The sequence below is a fragment of the Planctomycetia bacterium genome (assembly GCA_015200345.1).
Taxonomy (GTDB): Bacteria; Planctomycetota; Phycisphaerae; order UBA1845; family UTPLA1; genus PLA3.
Window position 1 is genome coordinate 1587267 of record CP054187.1, and the last position, 15487, is coordinate 1602753.

A 15487-nucleotide genomic window follows, 5' to 3' on the forward strand; every position below is an offset into this window, starting at 1 on the left:
AGGCGAATAGAGCCTGTGCCTTCGAGAAGCAAACCTGACCCGTCCCTACTCGGCGTAGGCAGCGAGCGCCTTGCGCAGGCCTGCGGGCAGCGGCTCGGGCACGACTTCATCACCGCGACGGCGCATGCAGGCGATCTGCTGCTCGCCGCGAGCAGCCAGTTCCTCGCGCCCACCGCGAATGCGGAAATATTCGAACTTCATCGTGACCTGGTTCTGCGTGAGGCCGGCCAGCCGCATGCGAATCAGCACTTCGTCAAAGGCGGTCAACTCCGCGAGGTATTCACACGATACGCGCGTCGTCACCAGCGCCAGGCCGTGGCGCAGCTCGTCCAGTACTTCCGGCGCATGATCGCGCAGAAACATCTCGCGGCAGCGACCCTGCCAGCGCACATGATTGGCGTAATAGACATTCCCCACGAGGTTCGTCTCTTCGAACCCCACCACGAACCGGCACTCATACGCCCGCATGCCGCGCCCCCGCTGATTCGTGCATCGCCAGCAAGCCCACGGCCACCGCAGGCCGGCCTCCACGTTCTGCGAACACGACTGTCATTGATATGGCACCGCCCGCGCGAATCGTGAGCCACCCGTCGCGGTGGAACTCCTTGAGCGTCAGCGGAACATCGTGCGGCAGCCCGGCCTTTGCCGCGCATTCGATCACGGTCCACACGCGAGTCGCCGCCGCGTCGAGCGATTCACCCGCCACGCCGGCAATCTGTTCGGCCAGCGCGAACCGCGCCGTGCCGAGCAAGCCGCGCCAGGTATCACGCGGGCGCGATGTCACCAGCTCGACGTCGCAGCCGAGCCGGGTGGCGTCGTCCGCAACAATGGCGAGTGTCAGGCCCGCGCCGTGCGACGTCGACACGCTGCGGCCGTCCCACGCTTCCGGTTTTCCGTCGGATCGGTGCGACCAGCGCGAATCCGAATCCAACAAATCACTTAGCGCCGCATCCGATTGCGCGCGACGGTTCATCGTAGCGGAGTCAGTGCCGTTTCCACCGTGGCCGTTTCCGTTCGCGCTCGGCTGCGGCGCGCCATGCTCCTCAACCAGCGCGACTCGCACCGAGGCACCAATCAGATCCGCCGCGCGCCGTTCAAGACTGGGCGCGAGCAGGACCGGCGCGTGCGCCCCGTGATGAGCAGCGGGCGCAATCGCTCGAAGTTTCAGCCCGTGCCATGCCTCGATCAACTCGCCGTCCGGCGCGAAGACCTGCACGTCGTAAACGAAGTCCGCGCCGCTGTGCGATCGCTCGCGCGCCTCGACGTAACGCGCCGAATCGGCTCGCACCGCGTGAACGTCGAGGCGCTCGACGCCGGTGGGCAGAATCGTCGCGTGCGGAATGCATGCCTGAATCGCATGAATCGTGCCGTCGCGCGCGGCCGGGCAGCCCAGCATGAGATCGGCCGGCAGATACGATCCGAACCAGCGGCGAGCGCCGCCATTCACAAGGTCGTCCGTCGCAGCTTCACCAAGTTCCGCGAGACACGCCTTCGCCGCGAGCACGTGATAGCCTCGCACAACGCGGAAGCGGCCGGTGTGAAAGAGCAGCTTGCCGTATAGGTCGGCATCGGGAATGAGATTCAAGCGCGGCGGGAGCGTGGCAGGCGTCATCCGGGCCGAAACGTTCCGGCTCGGTTGCAACGCCGAATCGAAACGGCAGATGGCGCGGAAATGATCGACGGCGAAACCGGTTTGCGCACTGCGCACCGCCACGTCGATCGTTCCGTCCTCGCGCACGAGCGCGGCAATGCGAATCGTCACGCCGCCGTCGGGCACGACGACGGGCTGGGCTAGCTCTACATCTTCGAAGCTCGGCGGCGTTTCGGTTCCTGCGACGGCCATCGCGACCTGCGCCATCGCCTCCAACCCGAGGACGGCCGCGAACAACCGCTCGCCGTGGAACACATGATCGTCCAGGTACGGATCGGTCGAGGGAGAGAGCTTCGCGTCGACCACCAGCTCGATGCCGGGATAATAGACACGCGGCGATTCCAGGAATCGGCGGAACGGCAGCGGCGGCCCTTCCAGCGTCAGCGTCGGCGCGTCGCCGAACCGGCTCGTCACCAGCACGCGCGACGGCGTATCGTGCGAAAGCAAGCGCTTCATCACGCGCACGCCCTCGTCCGGCGTGATCGCGCGAATGCCCTGCCGCGCCAGCGCGTCGATCCGGCCCAGCCGCTCGCCCATGCCGACGCCAGACCAGACCGACCACTCAATCGCCAGCGACCGGCAGCGCGGATGCTGCGCGCCCCACCGCTCCACCAGCGACGCCAGCCAGTCGTTCGCCACGGCGTAATCCGCTTCGCCCGCCATGCCGGCTCGCGCGATGAGCGAGCCAAACGCGACAAACAGCTTCAATCGATCCGCATTCACCGCCGCCAGCACGTTCCGCGCCCCCTGCACCTTCGGCCGCAGCGTTTCATGGAACGACGCCTGGTCCAGATGCTGAATCAGCTTGGGCGTGTTCGCGCCGGCCCCGTGCAAAAACGCCGTCACCGGACCCAGCGCTCGCTCGGCCTCGCGCACCGCCGCCGCCACCGACTCGGCGTCCGTCACGTCGGCGCGAAGATACTTGAAGGAAACGCCCGACTGCTCGAACCGCGCGAGATTCGACGCCAGCTCTGTATCGCGCGACGGATCCGACCGCCCGAGCAGGGCCAGTTTGACGCCTGTCTCACGAGCCAGATCCAGCGCGCACTCCGCGGCGATGCCCTTGCCGCCCCCGGTCACAAGCAGAACGTCATCCGCGGTGAGTGACGTGACCGTGCCTGTCGCCAAGGCGCCAATCGCGCAAGCGGTCGAATCATCCCCCTCTCCGTGCGTCATCCCCACGAAATCGATTGCTTGCGCCATCGGCTGCTTCAGCGGCGTCAGGACCGGTTCGTACCGCCGACCCCGCGCATCGTAGCGCACTTCACGGAAACCCTCTGCATGCCGCGTCTCCGCCATCACCCAATCGGCGGCCTGTTCATGCGCCGTCGGCACATGGACCACGCTCACCGCGACATGCGGCGCCTCGAGATGCAACGTCCGCGCGAACGCCTCGGCTCCCATTCCCCCGGGCAACTCGCCCGCACGCGAATCCTGCACAATCACCAGCCGCGCCGGGCTGTTGTCCCGTAATACGGCCCGCGCGCCTTCCAGCAACATGGCTGCGCTGCTCTCGGCGTATTGCGGCGGCACGCAAACCAACACGCCCGCGCCGCGACCGCCCCGTGCCAGCGCCGCGCTGATCCGACCCTTGAACGGACACAATTGATGCGCGATCACCCGCCAGCCATCGGCCGACGCCGCCAACGGCGATTCGAACTCATGATCTCGTAGCGACTCATGCGTGTCACTTCCGTCGAACGCGCCGGCCGACCGCAACGGCCGCTCGCGCCACGTCACCGCAAACGGCCGCACCCAGCTATCGACTCCGGCGGGCGGGGAATCGTCCGGACTGCTCGTGCCATCGGCTGCCGCGCCGCCGATCGCGCGAAGCTCGTCCAGCGCCTGCGCCAAGCCGCCAACGGTCGCACCCGCGTAGGCCGTCGGCGAGACCGGCGCGGGTAACCCCAATCGCTTACAGGCGGCTACCGCGATTTGCCCGACCACGATCGAATTGAGGTGCAGATCGCCCAGCAGGCGGCTGCTCTCCGTGACCGACTCCGCGGGCAGCTCCGCCTTCTGCGCGACCAGCTCGCGAATGACATCGAGGGCCGATTCGCCGGAATCCGATACGACGCCGACCGCTGTGCTCACGGCAGCGTACTCCGGCACGGAGGCAGCGCCCGACAAAGCGACGACGCCGGCGCGATCAAGAACCGGCGCCGATTCACACGGACTGGCGATGAATCGCGGACGCCGATTCAAATCGAACGGCCGCGTCAGGCGATCCTCAAACAAAGCCCGCACTCGAACCGGCGCGCCGACCGCGTGAACCGCTCCGGCGGCGCAGAGCAAACCGCGTACCGATTCGCTCGCGGCATCCATCGAAACCACGGGCGTCGGCGCAAATCGGCTGACCAATCCACCCAGAACACGACCCGGTCCGGCCTCGATCAGCAGATCCACGTCGTGGGCCATTCGCCGGACGGCCTCGGTGAAGCGGACCGGCGCGATCACCTGCGAAACAAGTAATGCTTCGATATTTTCGCCTGCGGTCAGTTCGCGCCCGGTGATCGTCGACACGACCCGGCGCAACGGTGGCCGGAGCGATTCGCGACGCAACTGCTCCGCGAGCGGCCCGGCGGCCCGGCTGACCAGTGGCGAATGAAATGCGTGCGAAACTTTGAGGCGCGTCGCACCGATTCCGCGCGCATCGGCCCGGGCCATGATCTGCGCCACTGCCTGGCACTCACCCGACACCACTGTCAAATCCGGCGCGTTGATCGCGGAGACGACCGCGCCCGTACCCGCTGCCAGCGCCTCGACCTCGTCGGCCGAAGCCATGATCGCCGCCATCGCGCCGTGCGGCTCGGGCAGGTCGGCCATCGCGCGGCCGCGCACCCTGGCGACGCGCAGCAGCGCCGATTCGTCCATCGCGCCGGCCCAGTGCAGCGCCGTCAGTTCGCCCAGACTATGCCCCGCCGCGATCTGCGCGGCGATGCCCAGCCGGCCCAGCGCCCGCAGCGCCGCCAGCTCCGCCGCCACGATCGCCGGCTGCGCGACATCTGTCTGCACGTCATCGCCGTGCATCGGCAGGTCCGCCGCATCATAAAGCGCGCGCACAGTTTCAAACCGATCGCGCCAGGCGCCGCCATCGCGCCGAGCCGCGCAGCCCTGACCGGGAAAGATCAGGCCGATCCGCGGCGATGCGTGACCACTTCCCAGGAAGACGCCTGTCGCATCGATGCGATTCGTCTCGCCCGAGTCGATCCACTCAACCAACCGCCCCGCCCGTTCAGCCAACTCGCTCGGCGTGCCGGCCACCACCGCCCCGCGCCAGGCGCGGTTCGCATCGGTTCCGATCGAATCTCCCTCGCGATCCGCGCGGTTGGCCAAGTCCGCCGCAAGATCGATCAGCTCGGCGCGCGATAGATTCGGCGCGATCGCCGCCACACGAGATGCTTGTTCGCGAAGCACCGAGGCGGACGCCGCGGAGAAAACGAACAACTCCGCATCCTGCGCAAACGAATGCTGCCGACGCAACCGAATCGTGCGCGCGGTCGGCCCGCGCGGCGGCCCCTCCAGCACGACATGCGTATTCAACCCACCGAAACCCATGGCGCTGACCGCTGTGCGCATCGGCTCGGTGCGATCCCACGCCTCGGGCGCGCGCGCCACGCGCAGCGCCGCATCCTTCTCGCGAAGAATCGCATGCGGCTCACCGCAGCCGGTGATCGGCGGAATGACGCCTTCGCGCGCTGCCACCGCCGCCTTCAACAATCCCGCCAGGCCCGCCGCCGCCTTCGTATGCCCGATGTTCGCCTTGATGGAGCCGATCGCCGCGGGCCGGGCCGCGCCCGCCTCGCGCCGAGCGGCCGTCAGCACGCCCAGCTCCGTCTCGTCGCCGACGCGCGTCCCGGTGCCGTGGCCCTCAAAGTAGTCAATCGTATCAATCCCGAAACCCGCCCGCTGATAAGCCCGCTTCAGCGCCAGCCGCTGCCCCGCAGGCTCCGGCCGCGTGATGCCGCCGCTGCCGTCCGACGAAACCCCCCAGCCGCGAATGACCGCGTGAATCCGTCGGCCCTGCGCGATCGCTTCCTGCTCGCGCATCAGCACGACAAAGCCGCACCCTTCGCCCGGCCAGAACCCCGACGAGCGCGCGTCATACACGCGCATATCGTCACTCGCCAGCGCGCCGGCCTTGGCGAAGCCGATCAACTCGAACGGGTCGAGGCTCAAGTCCACGCCGCCGGCGATCGCGATATCCAGATCGCCCGCGACAATCGCCGAACAGGCATTCGACACCGCCAGCAGCGACGCCGCGCAGGCGCCGTCCAGTGTGTATCCGCCGCCCTTCAGATCGAAGTGATTGCAGATGCGCCCGGCGATCGTGTTCGACAGCCCGCCCGCCAGGGTCTCCTCGTTCACCGTCGGGAACGGCTGCTTGTATCGCGGTTCGAGCGTTTGCAGAAACGACTCGATCTCCTCCGATGTGCGACCCTGTTCGGCCATCGCCGCGCCAACCACGCGCCGCACGTACGGCCAGCGCAGCCGAAGCACGTTCGCGCGCGACGTATCACCCGTCAGGGTGTTGGCCAGTAAGACACCGGTCGATTCTTTCGGAAGGTCGGCGCCGCCCTCAAACCCCGCGTCGGCCAAAGCCTGCGTCGCGATGTCCAGGGCCATCCAGTGCGCGAGATCGGCCGAGCGGAACTGGCTGCCCGAGACGCGAAACGTCACGCGGTCAAACTCATAACCCTCGATCAGCGCCGCCTCGCAGGAGTAGGTGCGATCTTCGGCCGCGCGATCGCTGGAGAAATAATCCTCCATGCGCATCCGTTCGGGCGGCATTCGTCGAAACGACCGCCGCTGCGCCAAGACATTCTCCCAAAGCTCCGACGGCGTGCGAGCGTCCGGATACCGGCAGGCCATGCCCACGATTGCGATGCCGTCGCGACGAGGTGTCATGAAACCCCCTCCCGCAGCCTCGCGCTGATGGCCGCACGCCAGGCCTCGAACGCCGTACCGTCGCCGTTTTCGGGCGCAACGACATCGAGACATTCGTCTGTGATGCGTGCCGCCGCATCCGCCGACAAGCCGCACAACAAACGGCACGCCCGATCGGTGTGCTCGGCCGGATTGCCGGCGCGCTGCCTCGCCTTGGCCGCGAAGGCCGCCCCCTGCCCCAGCGAAAAGCGATGCTCGACCGCCAGCGCCGCCAAGCACTCGAGGTCGGACGATTCGACGCCGCCGGCGTAGGCACACGCCAGCCCGACCCCACTCCAAAGATCGGCGCGCCGGGCCGCATCCATCGCGACGATCTGCTCCGCGATCCGCGAAACATCCGCGCCCAGCGCGAACCACATGCCGCGGCCCAGGCCCATGTCCCACGCGCGCAGCGCGTAGCCGTGCAATCGACGCGGTCGATCCCCGCGCAGCACGGCCCGCGCAGGATGAAAGTACGCGTCATGAAACGCCCATCCGTCGATCGCCAGCCAGCGCAGCAATGGGTCCATTCGACTCAACGATTTGCCGATTCCCATCGGCAGCCGCGCCATGGCCCAGCCCGCTCCGACGTACACCATGTAAACGTGTGCGCTTCCCACACCGGTGACCAAGCGCTGCCAGCGCGAGCGATTCCACGGCGTCAGCGCGTCGAGCAGGTACAACGCCATGGCCGCGCCTTCAAAAGCAAAGCCGCGCCGCTCGTGATCGGCCGTCTCCAACCGTTCGGCCAGCTCCGTGAGATCCGCCGAATCCAACGCCGCGTGGTAACCATAGACAAACGTCTCACCGATCTGTTCCAGCCGCGCCCCGGCGCGCGGGTGAACCGCCGTCACGCCGCGTCGCGCAAGGGTAATCTCGCGAAGATCAATGCCCAGCAGCCGACGACGAACCGCACGCCAAAACGAACTTCCCGCAGCGCGCCGCGATGATTCGGCGCGGGCCGTGACCGGCTCACCGCATGCGGTGGTTGCCATCGGGATTCTCCGAGTTCGGCGGCCGGACTGATCGGGTACCGCCGCAGACTCCATGTGCAACCTGGACGCGGAACCATCCGACCAACCGGAGACGTGGAATCGAGAGCGATCGGACAGGTCGCCGTTTGCCGCCCTCTCCGACACTACACTACGACTTTGGCCTGTCCGATTCAAGCATTCTGGGCCTTTCAACGCACCGGGCGAGTTCAATATCACAGTAAAACGTCGCGCCTGACCGCCCCCTCGCAACAAGCCGCTCCGCTTGAGTCGTTGTGAATCGTCGGTATGCACGGCAGACCCCTTCCTCCGTTCCCATAGAACCGATTTCAAAACTCCTCTCCCCCTTGGGGGAGAGGCCGGGTGAGGGGGAACTGTGGTTCAAACGAAATGATTCACCCTCACCCCAACCCTCTCCCTGAAAGGGAGAGGGAGTTTTGAAACAGCTTTTAGCATGGCTCTAGCCAACGTGATGACGAATCTCCCGGCACGATGGCCGTTTAAAGAATCCAATGGACGCGCACGCGGTTGAATCGTCTTCCAATGGGGAGTAAAATCGCGTCCGTTCCCTTCATGGGCAGCCCGGGTGTTTTACCCAGAGCGGGTCGCAGGCCTTCCGTCCGCGACACCTCGGCCTGGATGCGACCTCTCTCCGAGGGTCTTCCATGGCGATTTCGCTGCGATTGCTGGTAATGGCGTCCGCGCTGATTGGCGGATACGTCTGGGTTCGCCCCGCGCCGCCGGAGCGACCGGCCGCGCACGTGCGTTTTGAGGAACGCGCCGCGGCCGCAGGCTGCCGTAATGTTCACTCGATGTGCCGGCTCCATCCGGCCTTTGAGAACATCATGCCGTGGTTGTCGTCGGTCGGAGCGGCGGCGGCTGCGGCGGACTACGACGGCGACGGCTTCGCCGATTTGCATGTCACGCAAAGCGGCCGAGGGCAGGCGAACCGGTTGTTTCACAATCGTGGGGATGGGACGTTTGAAGACGTGACGGCGGCGGCCGGCGTCGGCATCGGCAACGCGGCCGGGGCGTGCATGCACGCGATCTGGGGCGATCTCGACAACGACGGCGACCTGGACCTGTACGTGATCAAGTGGGGCGATAGGAACACGCTTTTTCGCAACGAAGGCGGCGGGCGGTTCACCGATATCAGTAAAAAGTCGGGAGTCGATTTCTGGGGCTACGGCAACGCGGCGACGTTTTTCGACTACGACCGCGACGGGCATCTCGACATTCTGCTCGGCAACTATTTCGCCGACACCATCGTGGACGAGAAGACCGGCAGCAGGGTGCGCAACGATTTGTGGAACCCCGTCTCGACCAAAATCATGCACGAGACCTTCACCCACGCGGCCAACGGCGGGCGAAACGTGCTCTATCGCAATCGCGGGGACGGCACCTTCGAAGACGTCACGACCGCCGTCGGCATGACCTTTCACGGCTGGACGCTGTCGGTCGGCGCGGGCGATCTGAACAACGACGGCTGGCCCGATCTGTACATCGCCAACGATTTCGGCCCCGATGAGTACTACCTCAACACCGGCGCGACGGAGCAGCCGCCGCGCTTCCGGCTGGTGATCGACCCGCGCGGCCATCCCGGCGTGGGCAACGACTGGTGGAAGGGCATGAACGTCGATTTCGGCGACGTGAACAACGACGGCTATCTGGATATCTACGTGACAAACATCCTCTCGCGCAAATACAAGACCGACGAAGGCAACATGCTCTGGCTCAACTGCGGCGACGCCGCGATGACCGGCGGGCGCGGTTTCAAGAACATCGCCGAACCGGCCGGCGCAATGGACGGTGGCTGGGGCTGGGGCGGAAAGTTCGCAGACTTTGATCTCGACGGTTTGATGGATATCTTCACCGTCAACGGCTTCGTCACCGGCCACCCCGATCGGACGTATTGGTATCACATTCAGGAGATGGTGACGCAGACGAAGAATCAGACCGTGGACACGCGCGACTGGCCGGTCATGGGCGATCGCGATCTCTCCGGTCGCGAGTTGAGTCGATTGTTCATGCAGCTTCCAGCCACCGCCGATCGCATCCAAAGAACCGATCACGCAAGCGATCGAATCGAACGCGCCACGAGCAAAAGCCAGCGAGCCGCGGGCGAAAGCCAGCGAGCCGCGGGCGAAAGCCAACGAGCCGCGGGCGAAAGCCAACGAGCCGCGGGCTTCAGCCCGCGCGGCGCTACGAACGGGAACGAACCCCGTTTTTGCGATGCCGCCGAAGCTGCCGGCATCACGGACACGTACAACGGCCGGGGCATCGCGCTGGCGGACTACAATCACGACGGATTGCTGGATATCTACGTTGCCAATCAGGGCGCGCCGTCTTCGTACTACGTCAATCGCACCACGCCGCCGGTCGGCGCGTCGTTCCTTCGAATCCAACTCATCGGCCGACCCGATCTGCCCCTGCGGCTGGGCGGACGTACGCTCGCGTCCACGACGAACGCCGTCGGTGCGAGGGTCACGATCCAGACCTGCGCCGGCATCATGATGCGCGAAGTCCAGGGCGGCACCGGTTACTCCTCGCAATCGGAGTATCCGCTGCACTTCGGCGTGCCAAATCCCGCGGCCGTCGAGCGCATCACCGTACAATGGCCCAGCGGCCGCACGCAGGAGGTCACCGACGACGCGGCGCGCAAACTGGTGGGACATCACCTTCGCTGGGTGGAAGGCGCGCAGCCGGAGGTGCGAAAATGACCTTGCACGCTTGCCGCGCCCCAGTGCGCCGCGCACTGGTTCGTCCGGCCTGGTTGGTGATCGCGGTGATTGCCGCCGGGACCGGTGCGTTCGCCTGGTCGCGTGTCGGACTGCTCGATCTGCCGAGCGTGCCACGCGATCTCGCGCTCGACGCGACCGGGTTGGGCGAGCTGGCCGCAATGAAGCAGCTCGACGACGCCCTCCACGCGCCGCAACGTTCCGATCAGAAAGCCGATCGCACGGGCGATCACCCTTTGTCGCCCGCCGCTCAACGTGTTCGCGACGGCCTGAATCTGATTCGCGCCGGCCAATCCGAAGCCGGCCTCGTTGCCATGCAGCAAGGCGTCGCGCAGGATCCCGACAACCTCGTGCTGTCCAACGCCTACCGGATGGCGTGCTTCAAACTTCGCCGCGCTGCGATGGCTGATGCGCGCCGGGCGTCCGCTTCGCCGGTTGCCGCGACCGGCGCGGTCAATTCCGTCTTTCCCGCCTACCTCGAAACACAGCCGATCGCGCTGTTGGAAAAGTTGGTGAAGGAACACCCCTCGCGCGAAACGCGACTCGCCCTGGCGCTCGCGTGGGTGGATGAAATGCTGCTCTTCCCCGCGCTGGAAGTCAAAGCTCCCGCCAGCGTCGAAAGCGTGCGCGAACTCACCGCCATCCTTGATGGCGCCGGTACGATCAAGGCAACGCAGGCGACCGCCAATCCGTACTACGTTCCCGCGCTTTTCGCGCGGGGGTTGAATCACCTGCATCGCCCCGCGCGGCTTGTCTGGCCCGAGGCCGACAAGACGCCGCCCGATGCCGCCGTGCAGGACATCGGCCGCTGCATCGCCGTGGGCCGGAAGTTCAACGTCGGCGCGGCGCGGCTTCAGGCCACGCTCGCCATCGCGCTGGGCGACGCGTACGTCAAGATCGGCCGCTCGCAAAACGCCCGTTCGTGGTGGCAGATCGCGCAGAATCTGTGCCGGGATGATGCAATCCAGCAGGCGGTGCGCCGTCGCTATGCGTGGCGGGATGAAACGGTGCTGGACGAGCTGGAGGCCGAGCTGGACCGCGCTCGCGCGGAACTTGACGAACCGATGACTGACTTGCGAATGATGTGGAGCACGCCGTGAACAACGCCGTCAACAATCGCGAACGAGCCGAGGACTTCAGCCCGCGCGGCGCGAGCGGCGCGAGCGCCACAAGCGCGACACGCCCCGGCTGCGAATCCGCATCGCACGCGAAGCCCGCAGAACGGACCGCGCGGCGCGGTTTCTCGTTAGTGATTCCGAGCATCAAGGACCCGCGCGTCACCGTCGCCGCCGCGCAGACGCTCTGGGTGGTCCTGGGGGCGACGGTCTATTACTTCAACCGCGATCCGTTTCGGCTCGGTATCACCCTGCTGACCGCCTGCGGGATCGACTTCCTTGTCGCGCTGATCCGGCGTCGCGAAATTCTCGTGCCGATCAGCGCCTACCTCACTGCGCTCTCCATCGGCATCCTGCTCGAAAGCTACGATTGGCGAATCTACGTCGTCGCCGCGGCCTGGGGCATTCTCTCGAAGTACCTGGTGCGCAACCGTACCGGGCATTTCTTCAACCCATCCAACTTCGGCCTCGTCACCGCCCTCCTGCTTTGCCCGCACATTGCCACGATCGCGCCGGGTTCCCAGTGGGGCGCGGACTACCGCATTGCCTTCGCCATCATCGCGCTCGGCCTGCTCATGATGATTCGCATTCGACGTCTGGATCTCGCGCTTGCATGGATCGGTGGGTACGTCTTCATGAGCTTCGTCCGCATGGCGCTCGGTCAGGGCGGCTTGGTTTTCGCGCTCGGACCGATGACCGGCGCGGAGTTCGCACTGTTTACGTTCGTCATGTTGCCCGACCCCAAGGCCAGCCCGCCGACGCCTCGCGGTCGCATCCTCTGGGGGTTGTCGATCGCGCTGCTCGACGGCGTCCTGCGCTACCTGGAGGTACGCTATTCCATGTTCTACGCGCTGTTCATCCTCTGCGCGACGCTGCCGATCCTCCGATGGTCCGCCGCGCGTTCGGGGTTGACCGAACGCGAATTCTGGAAGCACTGGAAAATCCCGTTCGGCGGCCGCGCTGCAACGCCGGCAACCGTCAGCGCCGCCGAGCCGGCGTGAGCGAAGGACGCCTCCCCGCATGTCCGACCCCTTGCCCTTCGCGATTCGCCGCCCACGTTTGACGCTCGGCCTTGTGCTGCTGGCGGCGCTTGTCGCGGCACCGGGCCTGACGAAACTCCGCCTGCGAACCGACGGCCACGCGCTGGTGCCGCACGATGCGCCGCAGGTTCAGATCGACCGCGCGATCCGAGCCGAGTTCGGTCTCACCGATCCCATCGTCGTGGTGCTTCGCTCCGATGGACCCGACGGCATCTACAACGCGACCACCCTCTCGCAGCTTGCGAATCTGACCCGCTCGCTTCAGCAGCTTGAAGGCGTCGACCCCGACGACGTCAGCAGTCTCGCCACCGAGAAGAGCCACCGCGTCCGAACGGGCACCCTCAATTTCCTCGACCTGCTCGATCCCCTTCCGCAGACGCCGGCGGAACTCACCACGCTGCGCGACGACGTGCGCCGAATTGATCTGTACCGCGGAACGCTCGTCTCGCGCGATGAGCGCGCCGCGGCCATCTACGTCGGCGTGCGCGAAGCGACCGAGCGCCTGCCGCTTTACCATCGCATCCGGCAGGTGGTGCAAGACTGCGGGATCGATCCGCAGACCGTTCACATCACCGGCTCACCGGTGGCCGAATCGCTGCTGGGTACTCACATTCTGGAAGATCTCGGCGTACCGGTCACCCTGATCGATCCTCGCTGCGCATCCCTTTCGGAGCCGGCGGCCCGGTCGCCGCGCGACCTGGAATCGCTTCGGCTCTGGATCGCGCACCACGTCGGCCTGCTGCCGATCGCCATCGCTGTCATGACGATTGTCTTTATCATCGCGTTTCGCAGCCTCGCCGCCGTCGCCCTCACCTGGCTCAAAATCGTCTCCTGCCTGATCATCGTCTTTGGAATCATGGGATGGATCGGTTCGCCCATCTACCTCACGACCGCCGTGATTCCCGTGATTCTCATCGCCATCGGCGTCTCCGACGAAGTCCACCTGTTCAATCGCTATGCGCGCCGTCTCGCGGACGCCACGCCACAGAACGGGGAGTCAACTTCGCGTTGGACGAGCGAGCGCGCCGGGCACAATCTGGCCGCCGCGCTGGGTGAAGTGCGCCGGCCGATCATCCTGACCTCCGTCACCACGGCGATTGCGTTCCTCTCGTTTGTGCTGTCACCGCTGGAGCCCGTCCGCGCCTTCGGTCTTTTCACCGCGCTGGGCGCGATGGTTTGCCTCGCCTGGGCGCTGACCGGCACGCCCGCCGCCGCCGTCCTCTTGCATCCACGCTGGTTTCATCGAGCCAATCGCTCCGGTGAAACCCACTCCGATCGGCCGTCCCGGCTCGTCCGTTTGGGCTTGGCGGTCGCCCGCCGCCCGCGCGAAGTGGCGGGGGCGCTCGTCGTCGTTCTGGGTCTTGCCTCGCTGGGTATCGGGCGCGTCGAGATTCAGGACAGCTGGATCGACGGTTTCTCCCCCGCCAGTCGATTTCATCGCGACACGCGGCTATTCAATGACGCGTTCCTCGGCATGCACGTGCTCTATGTGTGCGTCGATACCGGCGCGGAAACCCTGAAAGGCACCCTGAACGAGTCCCAAATCGACCATTTCGCGCTCGGCCTGCCCGGCGATCTGGCGAGCGACCCCGCCTCGCTGATCGGTCGCCGCGTGGAGCTGTCGCGCGACGGCCCGCCGCCGGAAAATAACACAATCATGACACCTGTTCACACCACGCGCATCAAGACCGCCGCGCGGCAGGGTGACCGGATCGTCGTCGGCATCGAGCGGCTCGACGGCTCGCCGCGTTTCACCATGGGCATTCAAAAGGGAGAGTTGATTCGTTTCGAGATCCGACGGCGCCGCCTGACCGATCCGACGACGCTCACGGCCGTGCGCGAGCTGGAGCGATTCCTCGCCGCGCGCGCCGAAGACCGCGTCGGCGGCGCGCTGGGCCCCGCCGCCTACGTCGAGACGACGAGTTACCTCGCGCGCGGCCGCCTGGACGAAGCTCGCACGATCCCGAAAGACGCAAGCCAGCTCGACTTCGTCTGGAAGTGGTTCGCCAACCTCCGCGGGCCGCGGCGCACCCGCGCCACGATCGATGCCGACTACGCACGAGGAATCATCAGCGTGTACATGAACCACGCCAACTTTCGCGACACCGCGCGCCTGATCGGCGCAATCCGCCATTACGAGCGCGACCATCTCGCTCCGATCGGCCTGTCGCTCTCTCTCGCCGGGGACGTCGCCGTCAGCCAGGCGCTCATTGCCGCCATCGTCTCGACCGAGGTGCGATCCGTCTCGCTTTCACTTCTGGGTGTGCTGGTTGTATGCGTTGTCATCACGCGATCACTGAAATGGGGACTGCTGTCGATTCTCCCGTGCGGCCTCGCCGTGCCCATCAACTTCGCCATCATGGGCTGGTGCGGTATTCCACTCGGCGTCGCCACGTCGATGTTTGCCGCCATGACCATCGGCATCGGCGTGGATTACGCCATTCATTTTGTCGAACGCTTTCGCCGGGAACAGGCCGCCGGCCTCGATGCGCCCGATGCAGTCAGCCGGTCGCTCGGCGTCGCCGGCGGCGGCATTCTCATCGACGCGTTGAGCGTGGGGCTGGGATTCTCCGTGCTGATGCTTTCACAGGTTCCCGCGAACGCCCGCCTTGCGATCATGGTGGTGGCGAGCATCGCGACCTGTCTGCTGGCCACGCTTTGCGTCCTGCCTGTAGCCCTGCTCTCACGCCGAATCGCGGCCGACTAAGTGGAGCCGCAGAATGATTCATAGGGTGTGGCACCGGCGTCCCGCCGGTGAATCACAGGCGAGACGCCTGTGCCACAGGTGGATGCTCATCGCGGCTTCACTTATAGGTAATTCACCCCACTATGGAATTGAATGGTTTCACAAGATTCCCCTTCAACCCAGTAGCCGCGCGAGCGTGCGGTACGTCTACAAAGCGAGAAGAGGTGTGGCCATCGCGTCGTAAGTCCTTGACTTGCAGAGGTCAACGTGTTAGGCTGGACGCTGGTTTGTCGAGCGGGATGAAGCATGTGACAGTTCTGCTCGATTGCTTTTTGCTTC

Annotated in this window: 7 protein-coding genes; 4 read left to right on the forward strand and 3 right to left on the reverse strand. The window is 66.0% G+C overall.

The features are described 5' to 3' along the window. Nucleotides 1-45 precede the first annotated feature (45 nt). Genes HRU71_06595 through HRU71_06605 form a run of 3 tightly spaced genes read right to left on the reverse strand, consistent with a single transcriptional unit; the run spans nt 46 to nt 7572 of the window. Complete coding sequence (locus tag HRU71_06595) at nt 46-468, reverse strand: thioesterase family protein (protein QOJ03173.1); 423 nt, start codon at nt 466-468, stop codon at nt 46-48. Beyond that, on the reverse strand, nt 455-6559 hold the full coding sequence (locus tag HRU71_06600) for an SDR family NAD(P)-dependent oxidoreductase (GenBank protein QOJ03174.1): 6105 nt from the start codon (nt 6557-6559) through the stop codon (nt 455-457). Before HRU71_06600 ends, HRU71_06595 begins: the two co-directional genes overlap by 14 nt. Further along, entirely contained in the window at nt 6556-7572 is a 1017-nt protein-coding gene (locus tag HRU71_06605; GenBank protein ID QOJ03175.1) for a DUF1702 family protein, read from the reverse strand. The genes HRU71_06600 and HRU71_06605 overlap by 4 nt, the downstream gene beginning before the upstream one ends. 662 nt (nt 7573-8234) lie before the next feature. Here HRU71_06605 and HRU71_06610 point away from each other — a divergent pair. Genes HRU71_06610 through HRU71_06625 form a run of 4 tightly spaced genes read left to right on the forward strand, consistent with a single transcriptional unit; the run spans nt 8235 to nt 15169 of the window. Next, nucleotides 8235-10289: a VCBS repeat-containing protein gene (locus HRU71_06610; protein QOJ03176.1), complete on the forward strand. Its 2055-nt coding sequence runs from the start codon at nt 8235-8237 to the stop codon at nt 10287-10289. Beyond that, nucleotides 10286-11407 carry a hypothetical protein gene (locus tag HRU71_06615; protein QOJ03177.1) on the forward strand — a complete coding sequence of 374 codons (1122 nt, stop codon included), beginning with the start codon at nt 10286-10288 and terminating at the stop codon, nt 11405-11407. The genes HRU71_06610 and HRU71_06615 overlap by 4 nt, the downstream gene beginning before the upstream one ends. Next, nucleotides 11404-12423, forward strand: coding sequence for a hypothetical protein (locus HRU71_06620; GenBank protein QOJ03178.1), 1020 nt, complete (start codon nt 11404-11406; stop codon nt 12421-12423). The genes HRU71_06615 and HRU71_06620 overlap by 4 nt, the downstream gene beginning before the upstream one ends. A gap of 19 nt (nt 12424-12442) precedes the next feature. Beyond that, nucleotides 12443-15169 (forward strand): MMPL family transporter, encoded by a 2727-nt coding sequence (locus HRU71_06625; GenBank protein ID QOJ03179.1) that lies wholly within the window; start codon nt 12443-12445, stop codon nt 15167-15169. The last annotated feature ends 318 nt before the right edge of the window (nt 15170-15487 follow it).